Here is a 17,391-nt window from a genome sequence, read left to right on the forward strand (position 1 = left end):
GGCCTCTTCGCTGGCAAGCCAGCTCCTACGAGGGCGTGAGGGGCCTACGCCCTCTGCAACGCCGCATACCCCGTAGGAGCCGGCTTGCCGGAGAAGGCGCTTGCGGATCAGGCGCCCGTCTCTCGGGCCTCTTCGCTGGCAAGCCAGCTCCTACGAGACCGTGGGCCGTGTGCGCTCGGTGTCCTTGCTCGGTTCCTTGATCTTGTACCAGGCCACGTACAGCGCCGGGAGGAACAGCAGGGTGAGCAAGGTGGCAACGATGATGCCGCCGATCATGGCGTAGGCCATTGGCCCCCAGAACACTTCCCGGGCAATCGGGATCATCCCCAGGCTGGCCGCCGCCGCGGTCAGCAGGATCGGCCGCCGTCGATGGTGGGTGGCTTCCAGCACTGCGTCCCAGGGGTGATAGCCCTCGCGCTCGTATTCGTCGATCTGGGTCACCAGGATCACCGAGTTGCGGATGATGATGCCGATCAGCGCCAGGATCCCGAGGATCGCCACAAAGCCCATGGGCGTGCCCGTGGGCACCAGGGCCAGGACCACGCCGATCAGCCCCAGGGGCGCCACGCTGGCCACCAGGAACAGCTTCTGCACGCTGTGCAGCTGGATCATCAGGAAGGTCGCCATGAGGAACAGCATCAGCGGCACCACCTTGGCGATAGGCCCCTGGGCCTTGCCGCTTTCCTCCACGGTGCCACCGGTGGCCACCGAATAGCCGGCCGGCAACTGCGCGGCAAACTTATCGATGTCCGGCTTCAGTTGCTTGACCAGGTCGGTGGGCTGGATCGCATCGCGCACCGCGGCCTTGATGGTGATGGTGGGCTTGCGATCGCGACGCCACACCAGCGGCTGCTCCAGCTCGTAGCGCACGCTGGCGAACGCCAGCAGCGGGATCGAAGTACCGTTGGGGGTGACGATCTGCAGGTTCTGCAGGGTTTCCGGGGAGCCGCGCTCGTTGTCGTCGGCGCGGCCGACCACGTTGATCAGGTAGATGTCGTCATGCACCTGGGTCACGGTGGAGCCGCTGACGATGCTGTTCATCAACTGCGCCACGTCTTCGGAGGACAGCCCCAGTTGCCGCGCCTTGTCCTGGGCGATGTCGATGCGCAGCACTTTGCCGGGCTCGTTCCAGTCGTAGATGATCTCGCCGATGTGCGGGTTCTTGTCCAGCTCGGTGGCCAGTTCGATGGCGTGCTTGCGCACCTGGTCGATGTCCTTGCCACTGACCCGGTACTGAATCGGCCGCCCCACCGGCGGGCCCATTTCCAGAGCCTGCACATAGCTGCCGATGCCGACGAAATCTTCCCGCAGGCGTTTCTGCAAGCGCTGGGTCAGGGCCGTGCGCTGCTCCAGGCCCTTGCTGACGATCACCAGCTGGGCGTAGTACGGGTTCTGCAATTGCTGGTCCAGGGGCAGGTAGAAACGGATCGCGCCCTCGCCGATGTAGGTGCTCCAGCGTTCGATGTCCGGGTCGTCCTTGAGGGTCGCTTCCAGGCGGTCCACGGCCTGGCGGGTCTCGTTGATCGAAGCGTTCTGCGGCAGGTTGAGGTCAACGAGGATCTCCGGCCGGTCCGATGACGGGAAGAACTGGTTCTGCACGAAACGCATGCAGAACACCGAAGCCACGAACAGCAGCACGGTGATGCCAATGGCCCACCAGCGGTTGCGCATGGCCCACAGCAGGCCGCCGTTGAAGGCGCGTCCGATACGCCCCGGCTCCTCGGAATGGGGTTTGACGTTGGTGCTCAGGATGTGGATGCCGATCACCGGGGCGAACAGCACCGCGACGATCCAGGACACCAGCATGGCCACCGCGATCACCGCGAACAGGGTAAAGGTGTACTCACCGGCAGAACTGGCGTTGAGGCCGATGGGCACGAAGCCGGCCACGGTCACCAGGGTCCCGGTGAGCATGGGAAAGGCGGTGGAGGTGTAGGCGAAGGTCGCGGCCTGCTCCTTGCTCTCGCCCTTCTCCAGCCGCGTGACCATCATTTCCACGGTGATCATCGCGTCATCCACCAGCAGCCCCAGGGCGATGATCAGCGCCCCCAGGGAGATCCGCTGCATGGTGATGCCGCTGTACTCCATGAACACGAAGACCATGGCCAGCACCAGCGGAATCGAGCAGGCCACCACCAGCCCGGCGCGGACCCCGAGGCTGATGAAACTCACCACCAGCACGATGATCACCGCCTCGAACAGGGCACTGGTGAAACCGCCCACTGCCTCTTCCACCACCTCGGCCTGGTCGGACACCTTGTGCACCCCGACGCCCACCGGCAGGTCGGCGGTGAGCTGGTCCATGCGGGCGTGCAAGGCCTTGCCGAAGTCCTGGATGTTGCCGCCCTTCTTCATGGCGATCGCCAGGCCGATGGCCGGCTTGCCATTGAAGCGGAACAGCGGCGTGGAAGGGTCGACATAGCCGCGGCTGATCTCGGCGACGTCCGCCAGCCGGTAGAAGCGGTCGTTGAGCCGCAGGTTGACCGTGGCCAGGTCCTTCTCCGAGGCGAACTGCCCGGACGTGCGCACCGAGATGCGCTCCGGCCCGGCCTCGATCACCCCGGCCGGGGTCACTGCGTTCTGCGATTGCAGGCTCTGCAGGACCTGGCGCTGGTCGATGCCCAGGGCCGCCAGCTTGCGGGTGGAGAAGTTCAGGTAGATGACTTCGTCCTGCTCGCCGACCATCTCCACCTTGCCCAGGTTCGGCACCTCGCGGATCTGCGCCCGTACCTGCTCCACGTAGTCGCGCAGCTGGCGCATGCTCAGGCCATCGGCGGTGAAGGCGTAGATCGAGCCGAACACATCGCCGAACTCATCGTTGAACCCCGGGCCCTGCAGGCCCTGGGGAAAGTCGCCGCGGATGTCGTTGATCTTCTTGCGCACCTGGTACCAGATCTCGGGAATGTCCTTGGCACTGGTGGTGTCGCGCAGGTAGACGAACACCGTCGATTCGCCGGGGCGGGTGTAGCTTTTCACGTAGTCCAGCGAATCCAGCTCTTCGAGTTTCTTCTCGATTCGGTCGGTGACCTGCTTCAGGGTTTCTTCCTGGGTCGCGCCGGGCCAGCGGGTCTGGATGACCATGGTCTTGATGGTGAAGGACGGGTCTTCCTCGCGCCCCAAATTCAGGTAGGAAAACACGCCCATCAGCAGCGCGACGAACATCAGGTACCAGACGAAGGACTGATGCTTGATCGCCCACTCGGACAGGTTGAAGCTCCCTTTACTGTCGGGCGTCATTGTGCGCGGTCCTCATCGATTTTGACTTTCTGCCCCGGCTTGAGGCTGTTGACCCCGGCACTGACCACCCGCTCGCCGGGCTTGACGCCCTGGCTGATCAACGCCGAAGCGCTGTCGCGGCTGAGCACCGTGACCTCACGCGGAGCCACCGTCTGGCTCTGGGGGTCGACGATCCAGATCCGGGTCTTGCCCTCCACCTCTTGCAGGGCGGTCAACGGCACCTCGGTGCGCGGCTCGATGGCCGAGCTCAGGGTCACGCTGATGGCGGTGCCCAGGCGAAAGGCCTCGGGCGTGTCCTTGAGGGTCAGGCGGGCGCGGCGGGTACGGGTTGCACTCTGGGCCTGGGGTTCGATCTCACGCACCGTGGCGGTGGTGCTGATGCTCGGATCCAGCTGTGCCGCGACCTTGAATTCCACCCCGGCCGGCAACTGGTCCACCAGGCTGGCCGGCAGGTCGATTACCGCTTCCTTGATCTCCGGCCGGGCCAGGGTCACCACTTGCTGGCCGGCGGTCACCACCTGCCCGGCCTCGGCGTTCCAGGCGGTGATCACGCCGCCGTGATCGCTGCGCAGTTCGCTGTAGTTGAGCTGGTCCCGGGCCTGGCGCACCGAGGCCTTGGCCTGGTCCAGGGAGGCACCGGTGGTCTTCAGGTCGGTCTGGGCGATGTCCAGTTGCGCCTGGGCGCCCACGCCGCGATCGAACAGCTCCTGCTGGCGCCGGGCATTGGCCTGGGCGTTGATCCACTGCGCCTCGACCTTGGCCAGGTCGCCCTGGGCGGCCCGCAGCTGGTTCTGCTGGTCGGTGGGGTCCAGAGTCGCCAGCAGGTCCCCGGGGCCCACTTCGGTACCGACATCGACATTGCGGTTGGCAATGCGCCCCGGCACCCGGAAGCCCAGGTTGGTCTCGTAGCGGGCCTGGATGGTGCCGGCAAAACGCCCCAGGCTTTCCTCGGCCTGGGGCGCCACCCGGAACGACAGCACCGGGCGCACCGGCTCCGGCGCCGGCTCTTCCCTGGAGCAGCCCAGCAACAAGGCGCTGGCACACAACAACGGCAGCAGGCGCTTCATGGCTGTGCTCCCTGATCGCTCGTTTGCGAGGCGATCTCCACGAACATCCCCGGGTGCAGCAACTGCCCACCCGCCACCACCACTTTCTCGCCGCCCTTGAGGCCGTCGCTGATGATCACCTTGCCGGTGAGGTAGCGCCCGACCTTCACCGTGTGCAGGGCCGTCTTGCCGTCCTCGCCCACCAGCCACACGGCCGGCTCGCTGAGGTTCTTGGTCAGGGCCGACCAGGGCAGCACCACACTGGCCTTGCCATGGGCCCGGGCGGTGGCGCTGACCACCGAGCCCAGGTCCATGCCCGCCGGCAACGAATCGAGCACCACCTTGACCTGCACCGTGCCGCTCTGGGCCGAGACCACCGGCGTCACCTCGCGGACCTTGCCGGTGGTGGTCACCTTGGGATTGTCCAGCAGGCTGATGTGGATGGTTTCCTGGCCCGGTGGCTGCATCAGCAGCGACTCGTAGACGTTGAACACCGCATCGCGCTCGCCATCCCGGGCCAGGCTGAAGATCGGCACCGTGGCCTGTACCACCTGGCCGACCTCGGCCTGGCGCGCGGTGATCACCCCAGGAGCCTCGGCCACCAGCTCGGTGTAGCTCAGTTGCTCGCGGGCGTTGGCCAGTTGCGCCTGGGCCGCGCTCAAGGCGCTCTGGCTGCTGCGCAGGGCGGCCTGGGCCGAATCGTATTCACTCTGGCTGGTGTAGCCCTTGGGCAAGAGCTTCTGCTGGCGGACAAACGCCGCGCCGGCCTGCTTGACCCGGGCCTGCTCGGCGAACACCGAGGCCGCGGCAGAATCGACATTGGTCTGCAGGTCCTTGGGATCGAGCTTGGCCAGCACCTGTTGCGCGGTAACCCGATCGCCGACATCGACCATGCGCTGGATGATCTTGCCGCCGACGCGGAACGACAGTTCGGTCTGCACCCGGGCCTGGACGTCACCGGTCAGGGTCACCGAAGGGGCGAAGTCACTGCTCTGCACCTCCAGGATGCGCACCCGCGGGCGCTCCTTTTCCCCGGGCTTTTCCGCCCCGCAGCCGCCAAGCAGCAGCAACAGGGTCAATCCCACTATCCACTTCGAATTGAACGCAGCCATGCAGGCTCCTTTTGCGTGATGCTGTCTCGCCAGTGACGTTACGACTGTGAGCTTAGAACAGGGTTCAACCGCTGCACGCCAGTCTCATCAGTGAGGGTTTCGGTGGCGCGAACTTGCTCCCGTTCGGCCGGCCGGCGCCCCGGGGCGCAGCAACCGCAACGGCCCTCGACGCGCTCTGCCCTGGCAAGCACAACGGCGGTTTCAAGGGCAGCCGCAAGCAAGCTCCCGCTCTACAAATGAGGCACACTGCGCGCCACGCAACAGGAGATCCGGCATGCTCAAGACCCTGGCGGTGGCCAACTACCGCTCCATCAACAAACTGGTGATTCCCCTGGGTCGGCTGAACCTGGTCACCGGCGCCAACGGCAGCGGCAAGTCCAACCTGTACCGCGCCCTGCGCCTGCTGGCGGAGACCGCCCAGGGCGGCGTGGTCAACGCCCTGGCCAAGGAAGGCGGGCTGGAATCGACGTATTGGGCCGGGCCGGAACAGATCAGCCGACGCATGAGCCAGGGCGAGGTGCCGATCCAGGGCGGGCCGCGCAAGGCCGCCAGACGCCTGCAACTGGGCTTTGCCGGTGAGGACTTCGGGTACGCGATCAGCCTGGGGCTGCCGGATTCCAGCGGCCATTTCATGTTGCCCGGGCACAGCTCGCCGATTGCCTCGCGCTTCACTCTCGACCCGTGGATCAAGCGCGAGAGCATCTGGGCCGGGCCCCTGTACCGCTCGGCCAGTGCCCTGGTGGACCGCCAGGGCCCGATGATACGAGCCCGTGCGGGCCGACAATGGGAGGTGCTGGCGCAGCACACAAGCAGCGGCGACAGCCTGTTCGACGGGGTGGGCAACCTGAGTTCATCGCCCGAGGTCCTGCATCTGCGTGAGCAGATCCGTGGCTGGCGTTTTTATGACCACTTGCGCACCGACAGCCAGGCACCCGCGCGCCGACCACAACTGGGCACCCGCACCCCGGTGCTGCACCACGATGGCCGGGACCTGGCCGCCGCGTTGCAGACCATCATCGAAGTGGGCGATCAGCAGGCATTGCACGAAACCATCAGCGATGCCTTCCCCGAGTCGCGGCTGGAGATCGATGCCGTTCCGGGAGGGCTGTTCGGGGTGCAGTTCTATCAGGAAGGCTTGTTGCGACCGTTGTCGGCCGCGGAACTGTCCGACGGCACCTTGCGCTACCTATTGCTGGTAGCGGCCCTGCTGACCCCACGGCCACCGACCCTGATGGTGCTCAACGAACCGGAGACCAGCCTGCACCCGGACCTGTTGCCGGCCCTGGCGCGCCTGATCATTCGCGCCTCGCAGCAGTGCCAGGTGTGGGTGGTGTCCCACGCCCGGCGGCTGATCGCGGCCCTGCAGCAAGACCCCGAATGCAACTGCATCGTGCTGGAGAAAGAACTGGGCCAGACCGGCATCGTCGGCCAGCGCATGCTGGACGAACCGGCGTGGCACTGGCCCGATTGAACCCTCCCCGCCGGCCCCGACTGCCAGGCCCCCCGTAGGAGCCAGCTTGCTGGCGAAGAGGCCCTCAAGCCCTGCACCGCTCTCGCGGACGCCTTCGCTGGCAAGCCAGCTCCTACAGGTCGGGCAGGATCAACCCTGCCACTTGCCGCCTTCGACAATCACGCTCTCAGGCTTGGTGTCGTCGCTCAGTTCCTTGCGCACGTACTGGTCATACAGCTTGAGCAGGTACTTCTCCTCGCCCAGCTTGGCCAGTTCGGCATTCACCCAATCCCGCAATTCGATGTTGCCCTTCTTCACCGCCGGGGCGATCGGTGCCTGTTCGCCCAGGGTCTGCGGCAATACACGGTAGCCCGGGTTCTGCTTGGACCAGCTGAACAGGATCAGGTTGTCCTGGGCATAGGCGTCACCGCGACCGTTGGCCAGGGCCTGCAGGGATTCGGTGTTCTTCTCGAACTTGAGCAGCTTCCAGTCCGGGTGGTTCTGGGTCAGCCACAGGTCGGCGGTGGTGCCGGTGGTGACGATGGTGGTGCGGCTCGCCAGGTCATCCAGGCTCTTCACTTCACTGCCTTCAGGCACCAGGGCCTGGACCGCCACCTTGAGGTTGGGGTTGGTGAATTCCACCGCTTCCTTGCGCTCCGGGGTCACGGTCATGTTGGCCAGGATCAGGTCGACCTTGTCGCTCTGCAGGAAGGGAATGCGGCTGGCCGGTTCCACGGCGACGAATTCAACCTTGTTCTCGTCCCCCAACAGGTCCTTGGCGAATCGCCGGCCGATGTCGGTATCGAAACCCACATAGCGCCCGGCTTCATCGACGAAACCGAACGGCGGCTTGTCGGTGAACACGCCAACGATCAGCTTGTCCCGGGCCTTGATCTTGTCCAGGTAGCCGGCCGCCGGAGCGGCACTGGCGGCCGTGGCCGCAGGCTTGGGTGCATCATTGGATTTATCGCAGCCGGCCAGCAGGGCCAGACCGAACAGCGGCAGTAACAACAGCGAAGACTTGGCAGTTTTCATAAGAGCTCCAGTTCCTTTTTAGGGGCTTTCTTGGGCAGTGCTTCAACGAAGGAGAACTTCTCCAGGAACTGCTGCGCGCGTGCGCTCTGCGGGTTCGTGAAGAAAGCCTCGGGGGTGTTCTGTTCCACGATGCGCCCACCGTCCATGAACACGACACGGTCGGCCACGGCCCGGGCGAAGGCCATTTCATGGGTGACGATCAACAGGGTCATGCCGTCGCGGGCCAGGCCCTGGATCACTTGCAGCACTTCCTTGACCATCTCCGGGTCCAGTGCCGCGGTGACCTCGTCGAACAGCATCACCTGGGGGTTCATGCACAACGAACGGACGATGGCGATGCGTTGCTGCTGGCCGCCGGAAAGCTGCCGGGGAAAGGCCTCGCGCTTGTCCAGCAGGCCCACCCGTTCCAGCAGCGCCTCGGCCTGGGCCCGGGCTTCCCGGGGCTCGCGCTTCTGCACCTTGAGCGGCCCCAGGAGGATGTTGTCCAGCACGTTCATGTGGGGAAACAGGTGATAGCTCTGGAACACCATGCCGATCTGCTGGCGCACCTGGCGCCAGTCGGTGGCGGGGCTCAGCAGCTCGCGCCCGGCAAAACGCAGGTGGCCGCTGTGGGCACTTTCCAGGCCGTTGAGGCAGCGCAGCAAGGTGCTCTTGCCGCAGCCGCTGGGGCCGAGGATGACGATCACCTCACCTGCCGCCACGCAGAGGTCCACTTCCTTGAGCACCTGCTGCGGGCCGAAGAACTTGTTGAAACCCTGGAACTCGATCAATGCGCTCATGCTTGCGTCCAGCGCCGTTCCAGCACGCGGGAGGCGGCCGACAACGGGTAGCAGATAAAGAAGAAAAACAGAAACAGCACGCCGTAGATCAGCACCGACTCGTAGGTGCGCTCGATGATCTGCTGGCCGACCTTGATCACGTCCACCACGCCGATCAGCACTGCCAGGGAACTGGTCTTGATGATTCGCGTGTAGACGTTGATGGTCGGTGGCGTCATGCGTTTCAACGCCTGGGGCAGCAACACGTAGCCGTACAACTGGGCACCGGAAAGGCCGATGGACAGCCCTGCCTCACGCTGGCCCCGGGGCAGGGACTGCAGCGCCCCGCGCACCACCTCGCCGACCTCGCTGGCGCCCCACAGCGACAGCACCAGCACCGCGCAGGTGAAGCTGGGAATGCTGAGGCCGAAGAAGATCGGAAAACCGAAGAACAGCAGGTACAGCCAGACCAGCACCGGAATGGCCCGGAACAGCTCCAGGTAGATCCGCAGCGGCACGTCCAGCACCTTGCGCTGCAGGCTGCGCAGCACGCCATAGAGCACGCCGCCCAGGGTGCTGAAGGCAATGCTCAGCAAGGAAATCGACAAGGTCTGCGCAGCGCCCCTGGCCAGTTGCGGCAGGGACACCAGCAACAGCTCAAGACCCGAACTGGCCATGCTGCAACCTCCTTTCCAGACGGCTGAGCAACAGCGACAGGGGCAGGAACAAGAGCACGCAGATCAGCGTCAGCACCGCGAGCATTTCGTAGGTCTTGTAGTACAGGGCGATGTAGCTCTTGGTGGTGTAGAGAATTTCCGGCACCGCCACCGCCGAGACCACGGTGGTTTCCTTGAGCAGGAAAATGAAATTGGCGAACAGCGATGGCAGGCTGAGGATCCCGGCCTGGGGCAGGATCACGTAGCGCAGCAACTGCCACTGCGACAGGCCGATGGAGCGCCCCGACTCCAGCTGCGCCTGGGGCACGGCTTCCACGCCGGCCCGCAGCACCTCGGTGAGGTAGGCGCCGCCAAGAAAAGTCATGGTGATGATCGCCGCGGTGAAGCCGGAGACCTTGATCCCCAGGGCCGGCAAGGCGAAGTAGACGAAGAACAGCTGGATCAGCAGCGGTGTGTTGCGCGCCAGTTCCACGTACAGGCCGATCAGCCGGTGCAGGTAAGGGGTGCGAAATACCAGGAGCGTGGCGTTGATCAGGGCCACCAGCAGGGAAGTGCCGATGGCGATCAGGCCGACCTGCAGGGTTACCCCAACGGCTTTGACAAAGGCCGGCAGGGTGCTGAGGATAAAGGCGTAGTCGAGGGTCATTGAAAGTCCTGGACGCCGCTGGGGTACAGCGGCGGTGGTGCAGTCCATGGGGCGATGGGTAACCGCCCGGCTGCCGCGACTTTATAGCTATAAAAAGCAGAATTTAAATACCGTTAAGGCATATTGATATCACCCAAAAACCTAACCCGCGGATTTGCCGGGCTGGCGCGCAGCTACTACCTTCTCTGCCGGGCCTGCCGGGTTCTTTCGCGCTCGAACAGCCCCACTGGACGCTGCACTTCTCAAGGACGACCACCATGGCCGATGCAAAGACCCCGCAACCCCTGGACCCCCATGAACTGATGAAATGGCTGGCAGCCCTGCGCCGGGCCACCCAGCCCACCGCCAAAAACGCCCCTGTGTAGACGCTGGCTTGTGTAGGAGCTGGCTTGCCAGCGAAAGCGCCCGTAAGGGCGATGCAAGGCTCAAGGGCCTCTGCGCCGGCAAGCAGGACGCCGCCCGGCCGGCTCCTAAGGTTTTTGCGGGCGCAATAAAAAACGCCGACGCTGTGCTAGCCGTCGGCGTTTAAACCTTGAAGGGGTCTGTCGCGTCTGTAGCCTAGTTCATCAGAACGCCGGCAATACCGCGCCGCTGTATTTTTTCTCGATGAAGGCTTTGACTTCCGGGCTGGTCAGGGCCTTGGCCAGCTTCTGGATGGCCGGGCTGTCCTTGTTGTCCGGGCGGGCCACCAGGTAGTTCACGTAAGGCGAATCGGAACCTTCGATGATCAGCGCATCCTTCGCCGGGTTCAGGCCGGCTTCCAGGGCGTAGTTGGTGTTGATCATGTCCAGGTCAACCTGGTCCAGGACCCGCGGCAGCATGGCCGATTCAAGTTCCTTGAACTTGAAGTTGTGCGGGTTCTTGGCGATGTCCTTGGGCGTGGCCACGGCGTTCTTCGGGTCCTTGAGCTCGATCAGGCCGGCCTTCTGCAGCAGGATCAGGGCACGGCCGCTGTTGCTGCCTTCGTTGGGGATGGCGATGGTTGCGCCATCTTTCAGCTCGGCCAGGGTCTTGACCTTCTTCGAGTAGCCGCCGAAAGGTTCGACGTGCACGCCGATCACGGTTTCCAGGTGGGTGCCTTTGCCTTCGTTGAAGCTTTTCAGGTAGGGCAGGGTCTGGAAGTAGTTGGCGTCCAGGCGCTTCTGGTCGACCTGCACGTTGGGCTGCACGTAGTCGGTGAAGACCTTGATTTCCAGGTCCACGCCTTCCTTGGCCAGGGTCGGCTTGATCAGCTCGAGGATCTCGGCGTGGGGCACCGGGGTTGCAGCGACCACCAGCTTCTCGCCAGCCTGGGCGATACCTGCGCTCAGGGCTGCCGCCAGTGCGGTGAACAACAGAACTTTTTTCATGCAAGGTCCTTAGGTGTCGAGGTCGACGACGGCTTCAAATAGGGAACTGATTGAGGTGCCAGTGAAGTGCCACTGCTGGCGTGAAGCGGACAATACCGAGATTTTTTATTCCCGAACAATATCTTTTATTCACGTTCATATTCCATTTTGTTCATACAGCCTCCCAGCGCTCTAGCCTGCGATTTCCCACCTGCCGGGCCAGCCTTGCCGGCGAAGAGGCCCTGAAGCCTTGCATCGCCCTGGCGAACGCCTTCGCTGGCAAGCCAGCTCCTACGGATCGGATCTGAAGTCGTCTTGGTAGGAGCCGGCTTGCCGGCGAAGAGGCCCTGAGGCCTTGCATCGCCCTAGCGAACGCCTTCGCTGGCAAGCCAGCTCCTACGGATCGGATCTGAAGTCGTCTTGGTAGGAGCCGGCTTGCCGGCGAAGAGGCCCCCAGGCCCTGCATCGCCCTTGTGTACGCCTTCGCTGGCAAGCCAGCTCCTACGGGTCGGATTTGAAGTCGTCTTGGTAGGAGCCGGCTTGCCGGCGAAGAGGCCCTGAGGCCCTGCATCGCCCTGGCGAACGCCTTCGCTGGCAAGCCAGCTCCTACGATGGCTGGGGGTTCAGGACAGGTTGGCGCGTTGCAGCAGCTGGTGCAGCGCCTGGCGCTCGGCAGCGGATCCGGTCTCGGCGATCTGCTGTAACAACGGCTGGATCTGCTCCAGCGGCGAGGGCGTCGGTGGCAGGTTGAGGTGCTCGGGAAGAATTTCCTCGCCGCTGCTCACCAGCAGCGCAAAGTGGATGACGTTCTCCAGCTCCCGGGTGTTGCCCGGCCAGCTGTGGCGCTCCAGCACCTGCTGCGCGGCTTCGCTGATCAGCGGCACCGGCAGGTCCAGGCGCTGGCTGTAGATGCCGAGGAAGTATTCGGCCAGGGACTCGATGTCTCCCACCCGTTCCCGCAGCGCCGGCAGTTCCAGCTGGCCTTCGCTGAGGTAGCGATACAGGCGCTCGTGAAACTTGCCCGCCGCCACCGCCTGGGCCAGGTCGATGCTGGTGGCCGCCACCAAGCGCACATCCACCGGGCTTGGCTGTTGGGCGCCGACCCGGGTCACTTCGTGGTTCTCCAGGGCGGCCAGCAGCTTGGTCTGGATTGGCAGCGGCAGGTCACCGATTTCATCCAGGTACAGGGTCCCGCCGTTGGCCGAACCGAACCAGCCGGCGCGGCTGCTGGCCGACCCGCTGAAACTGCCGGCGGCATAACCGAACAGTTCGGCGTCGGCGTAGGTCGGGCTGATGGCGCCGCAGTTCACCGAGACGAACAAGCCACTGCGATCGCTGGCACGGTGGATGTGCCGGGCCAGCAGTTCCTTGCCGGTGCCGGTTTCGCCACGGATCAGCACCGAAACCGAACGCGGCGCCAGCTGCTCCAGCTCCGCGCGCAACTGCCGCGAGCGCGGGTCGACGAACACCAGCGCCTTGGCGCGGATGCTCAGGGGGCTTTTCTCGGCATCGGGGAAGGTCAGCAACGGCTGACCGAATGGGGTATGGGCACTCATGGCAGGCTCCCGCCCCGGACCGCCGGGGGACGGGGCGTTTAAACGAAAAAAGGACGATCAGGCACGACGCAGGGCGTGTTGTTCCATGCGGTTCTGCAAGCGGTACAGATAGGCGAAACCCTGCTCCCAGCGATGGTGGCCGGACTTGACGTTGATATGACCGGCGCCGGCCAGGATCCCGGCTTCGGCGCCCCAGTCACGGGCCAGTTCCAGGGCCCGCGGCGCGCTCACGGCACTGTCGTTATCCGAGCTGATCACTTGGCTGGGGAACGGCAGCAGGTGCCGGGGGATCGGCGCGAAATTGCGCAGCGCCGGGGCACAGGCCGGACGCTCGACGTCCGCCGGGGCCACCAGCAACGCACCGCGCACCTGGCGCAGGGCCGCTACGGGCGCACGCGCGGCCCAATGAGCCACGGTAATGCAACCCAGGCTGTGGGCAATCAGGATCACCGGAGTGTCGTCGGCGGCAATGGCCTCGGCCAGGGCCGCCACCCAATCTTCGCGGCGCGGCGTCAGCCAGTCGGCCTGCTCCACCCGCGCGCTGTTGGGCAGGCTGTTCTGCCAGTGGGTTTGCCAATGATCTTCTGGCGATCCTTGCCAGCCCGGCACAATCAAGTAGCGAATGGATTCGTTGCGCATGGGGAACTCTCCTGCTGCGTGTCTGTTCCCGAACGAGTATAGGGAGGGGATTTATATTCGTTAAGGAATAAGAAGCTATTTATTAATACCTTAAATGAATATAAAAAGTCCCCCGGCCTCCGTGGGAGCCGGCTTGCCGGCGAAAGGGCCCGCAAGCCTTGCGTCGCACTCAAGGACGTCTTCGCTGGCAAGCCAGCTCCTACATCTGGCGCGATTACGGCGGTGTTCTTGTAGGAGCCGGCTTGCCGGCGAAGGGGCCCGCAAGCCTTGCGTCGCACTCAAGGACGTCTTCGCTGGCAAGCCAGCTCCTACAGCTGGCGTGATTTCGGTGGTGTTCTTGTAGGCGCCGGCTTGCCGGCGAAAGGGCCCGCAAGCCTTGCGTCGCGCTCAAGGACGCCTTCGCTGGCAAGCCAGCTCCTACAGCTGGCGTGATTTCGGTGGGGGCCTTGCGGGGGCTTTTCGCCAGGCAAAAAAAAGGCCGCACCCTGCCAAGGAGACGGCCTGAAAAGTCGTGGCGTTGTTGCTCGGTCTCAGCGCGCGGTAATCACCGACAGTTTGGTGATGCCCGCACGCTCGATGGACGCCATGGCCCGGGCCACTTCGCCGTAGTTGACGCCATCGTCGGCCTGCAGCTGGACCCGCACTTGCGGGTCCTTGGCCTTGGCCGCTTGCAAGTTGGTTTCCAGCAGGTCCGGCTGGATCTCGTCCTTGTTGATAAAGAGTTTGCCGGCACCGTCGATGCTCACCACCAGTGGGTCTTTCTGCTCCACCGGGGCCACGGCCTCGGTCTTGGGCAGGTTGATCGGAATGGCGTTGGTCAGCAGCGGCGCGGTGACGATGAACACCACCAGCAGCACCAGCATCACGTCCACCAATGGCGTGACGTTGATCTCACTCAGCACTTCATCGCTGTCTTGGGTGGAAAAGGCCATGTCAGGACGCCTCCTTCACTTTTTGCGGGCTGCCCTGGGCCGCGGCCTTGTGCACGCTCGGGTGGATCAGCACGCGGAAGGAGTTCTTCTGCGCCAGGCTGTAGAAGTCGTGGGCGAAGTCGTCCAGGTCCGCGGCCGTGAGCTTCAGGCGCCGCAGGAAGTAGTTGTAGACCAGCACCGCCGGCACTGCGACGGCGATCCCCACCCCCGTCGCCACCAGGGCTGCGCCAATGGGGCCGGCCACGGTTTCCAGGCTCGCCGAACCGGCGGCGCTGATGCCTTTCAAGGCTTCCATGATCCCCCACACGGTGCCGAACAGGCCGATGAAGGGCGAGGTACTGCCGATACTGGCAACCACCGCCAGGCCGGTTTCCAGGGAACGACGCTCACGCACGATCTGCTGGCGCAGGGCACGTTCGAGACGGTCCTGGTGGTTGATTGCCTGGCTCAGGTCCGCCGCGTGGGGCGCTTCGCCAACCTGGATCGCCGCATAGCCGGCCTGGGCCACCCGGGCCGCCGCGCCGGGCTGGGTTTCACTCAACGAGGCAGCGGAGTCGAGGCTGGACGCTGCCCAGAACTGATTGTGGAACTTGCGATCCTGGGACTTGAGGCGGGCGAACTGCACGCCCTTGACCAGGGCCAGGCCCCAAGTGGCGACGGAGAAGACCACCAACAGCCAGATCACCGCGCTTTCGATGGATTCCAGTGGAGATGCCAGTAACGTCATGATGTGTTCCCTCTGTGTAAGCGTTTAGCGCGTGTTGGTTGATCGGCCTTGCGGCTCAATGAATCTTGAAATCTATGGGTACGCTGACCCAGCCGTCCTGGGCCACGTCGCCTTGCTTGGCAGGGACGAAACTCCAGCGCTTGACCGCAGCCAGGGCCGCGTCATCGAGTTGCTGGCGACCACTGCTCTTCTGGATCTGGATCTCGCCCGGCTTGCCGCTGGCCAGTACATGCACCCGCAGCAGCACCGTGCCTTCCCAACCGCGACGCTGGGCCAGCGACGGATATTCCGGCGCCGGGTTCTTCAGGTACGCGGCGCTGGCCGAAGCCGGGGTCACGGGGGCCGGGGCCGGTGGCGCGGGCGGAGCCGGAGCGGCTACCGGGGCTGCGGGCTGTGGCGGCGCCGGAGTCTGCTGCACCGGTTTGGGCGCAGGTTTCGGCTCGGGCTTGGGCACCGGCTTGGGTTTGGGTTTGGGCACCGGCTTGGGCGGTGGCGGCTTCACGGCCAGCTCGTCCTCCACTGGCGGTGGCGGCTCCACCACCGGCTGTACCGGCTGTGGCGGTGGGGGCTCGACCACCGGTGGCGCCGGGCGCGAGAACTCGATGGTCATGGGCGGGATTTCCGGCGGCACGATCGGCAGCACAGGGGTCGGCTTCTGGCTCAGCCAATAGATCACCGCCGCGTGCAGTACCAGGGCCGCAGCGCCGAGGATGATGGCCTCACGGCGACGCAATATCCCCTTGGGCGTGCGTTGCAGACGCAATTGGCCCAGCGGCAAGCGGTGAGGCCGGCCGAGGTCGACCAACTCGCCGCTCGGTGCCTGGCGCCACAGCACCTCGTGTGCACTGGCGGCGGTCTGGACATTGCCCATGGATTCACTCCCTACGATCTTTTGAAAAACCCGGCACCGGCGTTTGAACTGCCCCCACGCCACGGTGCCGCGGGGCCAATGATCAGTGCCTCGCGCTTATCTCTTAAAGTAATCTTTCAAGTTATAGATAGATCGAAATCGAATATTTGAATTCGCGAAAAAGCCCCAGGCCCCGTGATTCAAGGGCTGCAGCCAGGAGAGAAAAACACCATGCCTTGCGGGCATCGAAAATATTCCCGCAAAGCATCGAAACAAGCCGCTTGGCGGGGGGAAGGGAACAGCTCTCCAAACAGCAGCGCCCCCTCAGGATCAGCCCTTGCGCTGCTTGAACAATCTTCTGAAGGAGCATCCCAGGGGTGCTGGGGCACTGTGCTCCGGCATCAGGCGACGAGATCCCGGGGGCCGCCTGTTATCAAACGCGCGAGGGCTAGACGAACCTGTTCTGGAACTCGCCCCCCGGATGATCGGCCGGTACAGCCCTGGCGCAGACGAACCTGGCCAACCAGCAGACAGTCATCGCCTGGCCACTTGCGGCTTGACGCTTGCCACTGCCCGCAACTGTTCCTGTAACGCCTTGCCGGCCCGGCTCAGGCCACTGCCGGCGTACAGCGCCAGGCGCACGCCCTGGATGTCCGGCAAGCCGCTGGCGGCGTCGAGCACGCGATGCCCCTTGCCCAGCACCCGTATCGGCAGCAGGCTGATGCCCAGGCCCGCCGCCACCGCCGAACAGACGCTGGCCAGGCTGGCGCTGGAATAGGCGATGCGCCACGGCCAGCCACCGACCTCCAGGTGATGGAGCATTTCCTGGCGATACAACCCGCCCACCGGGAAAGCCACCAACGGCAGCGGATCGCGACCGAAGGCCGGGTGGTGCAGGCTGTCGACCCAGCACAAAGGCTCGGGCCAGGACTCCACGCAGTCGTCGCTGTGGCCCATCTGCTTGACCAGCAGCAGGTCGAACTCACCCCGCCGGTATTGGCGCAACAGCTCCGGGCCCAGGCCGCTGCTGACCTCCAGGCGCACTGCCGGGTAGTCCAGGCCAAAGCGCGAGAGCATGGGCATCAGGCGCTCGGCGGCGAAATCTTCCGGCACCCCGAGGCGCAGGACTTCTTCGCCGCGCTGGTTGACCAGCATATCGCTGGCCTCTTCATGCAGCGCCAGGATGCGCCGGGCGTAGGCCAGCAGCCGCTCGCCCTCCACCGTGGCCACCACCCGGCGCTGGTCACGGTCCAGCAACTGGCAGCCCAGGCTCTCTTCCAGGCGCCGCACCTGCTGGCTCACAGTGGACTGGGTGAGGTGCAGGCGCTCGGCGGCGCGGGTGAAGTTCTGGCTGTCGGCGACCGCGACAAAACTGCGTAACAACACCGGATCCAACAT

The 17,391-nt window shown here is 64.7% G+C and carries 15 protein-coding genes; 1 reads left to right on the forward strand and 14 read right to left on the reverse strand.

Going from position 1 to position 17,391, the window contains the following annotated elements; translation table 11 throughout:
* Window positions 1-150 precede the first annotated feature (150 nt).
* Genes KCG88_RS22585 through KCG88_RS22595 form a run of 3 tightly spaced genes read right to left on the reverse strand, consistent with a single transcriptional unit; the run spans window position 151 to window position 5,395 of the window.
* On the reverse strand, window positions 151-3,237 hold the full coding sequence (locus KCG88_RS22585; RefSeq protein ID WP_210713123.1) for an efflux RND transporter permease subunit: 3,087 nt from the start codon (window positions 3,235-3,237) through the stop codon (window positions 151-153).
* Window positions 3,234-4,304, reverse strand: coding sequence for an efflux RND transporter periplasmic adaptor subunit (locus KCG88_RS22590; RefSeq protein WP_047283452.1), 1,071 nt, complete (start codon window positions 4,302-4,304; stop codon window positions 3,234-3,236). Before KCG88_RS22590 ends, KCG88_RS22585 begins: the two co-directional genes overlap by 4 nt.
* A complete protein-coding gene (locus KCG88_RS22595; protein ID WP_011058616.1) occupies window positions 4,301-5,395 on the reverse strand; it encodes an efflux RND transporter periplasmic adaptor subunit in 1,095 nt (364 codons plus the stop codon). Before KCG88_RS22595 ends, KCG88_RS22590 begins: the two co-directional genes overlap by 4 nt.
* A 274-nt stretch (window positions 5,396-5,669) precedes the next feature.
* Between KCG88_RS22595 and KCG88_RS22600 the strand changes: the two genes are divergently transcribed.
* Complete coding sequence (locus KCG88_RS22600; RefSeq protein WP_047335395.1) at window positions 5,670-6,866, forward strand: AAA family ATPase; 1,197 nt, start codon at window positions 5,670-5,672, stop codon at window positions 6,864-6,866.
* Between the two features lie 129 nt (window positions 6,867-6,995).
* Here KCG88_RS22600 and KCG88_RS22605 read toward each other — a convergent pair whose 3' ends face one another.
* The 11 genes from KCG88_RS22605 to KCG88_RS22655 form a co-directional block, all read right to left on the reverse strand.
* Entirely contained in the window at window positions 6,996-7,880 is an 885-nt protein-coding gene (locus tag KCG88_RS22605; protein WP_047283450.1) for a transporter substrate-binding domain-containing protein, read from the reverse strand.
* Complete coding sequence (locus KCG88_RS22610) at window positions 7,877-8,659, reverse strand: amino acid ABC transporter ATP-binding protein (RefSeq protein WP_047335393.1); 783 nt, start codon at window positions 8,657-8,659, stop codon at window positions 7,877-7,879. The genes KCG88_RS22605 and KCG88_RS22610 overlap by 4 nt, the downstream gene beginning before the upstream one ends.
* Window positions 8,656-9,315, reverse strand: coding sequence for an amino acid ABC transporter permease (locus KCG88_RS22615; protein ID WP_011058612.1), 660 nt, complete (start codon window positions 9,313-9,315; stop codon window positions 8,656-8,658). Before KCG88_RS22615 ends, KCG88_RS22610 begins: the two co-directional genes overlap by 4 nt.
* Window positions 9,296-9,961 carry an amino acid ABC transporter permease gene (locus tag KCG88_RS22620; protein WP_210713124.1) on the reverse strand — a complete coding sequence of 222 codons (666 nt, stop codon included), beginning with the start codon at window positions 9,959-9,961 and terminating at the stop codon, window positions 9,296-9,298. Before KCG88_RS22620 ends, KCG88_RS22615 begins: the two co-directional genes overlap by 20 nt.
* 566 nt (window positions 9,962-10,527) lie before the next feature.
* A complete protein-coding gene (locus KCG88_RS22625) occupies window positions 10,528-11,310 on the reverse strand; it encodes a MetQ/NlpA family ABC transporter substrate-binding protein (RefSeq protein ID WP_011058610.1) in 783 nt (260 codons plus the stop codon).
* Between the two features lie 602 nt (window positions 11,311-11,912).
* Window positions 11,913-12,845, reverse strand: a complete 933-nt coding sequence (locus tag KCG88_RS22630; protein ID WP_210713125.1) for a sigma 54-interacting transcriptional regulator — start codon at window positions 12,843-12,845, stop codon at window positions 11,913-11,915.
* 57 nt (window positions 12,846-12,902) lie between these two features.
* Window positions 12,903-13,484, reverse strand: a complete 582-nt coding sequence (locus KCG88_RS22635; protein ID WP_047283446.1) for an alpha/beta hydrolase — start codon at window positions 13,482-13,484, stop codon at window positions 12,903-12,905.
* A 530-nt stretch (window positions 13,485-14,014) separates the two neighbouring features.
* The gene (locus KCG88_RS22640) at window positions 14,015-14,416 is read right to left on the reverse strand and encodes a biopolymer transporter ExbD (RefSeq protein WP_011058607.1); all 402 of its coding nucleotides are present in this window, start codon (window positions 14,414-14,416) and stop codon (window positions 14,015-14,017) included.
* Window position 14,417: 1 nt separating this feature from the next.
* On the reverse strand, window positions 14,418-15,143 hold the full coding sequence (locus tag KCG88_RS22645) for a MotA/TolQ/ExbB proton channel family protein (RefSeq protein WP_011058606.1): 726 nt from the start codon (window positions 15,141-15,143) through the stop codon (window positions 14,418-14,420).
* A 55-nt stretch (window positions 15,144-15,198) separates the two neighbouring features.
* A complete protein-coding gene (locus KCG88_RS22650; protein WP_210713126.1) occupies window positions 15,199-16,014 on the reverse strand; it encodes an energy transducer TonB in 816 nt (271 codons plus the stop codon).
* Window positions 16,015-16,527: 513 nt separating this feature from the next.
* Window positions 16,528-17,391, reverse strand: a complete 864-nt coding sequence (locus KCG88_RS22655) for a LysR substrate-binding domain-containing protein (RefSeq protein ID WP_210713127.1) — start codon at window positions 17,389-17,391, stop codon at window positions 16,528-16,530.

It is taken from the genome of Pseudomonas sp. MWU349 (assembly GCF_017947325.1).
GTDB classification, from domain to species: Bacteria; Pseudomonadota; Gammaproteobacteria; order Pseudomonadales; family Pseudomonadaceae; genus Aquipseudomonas; species Aquipseudomonas protegens.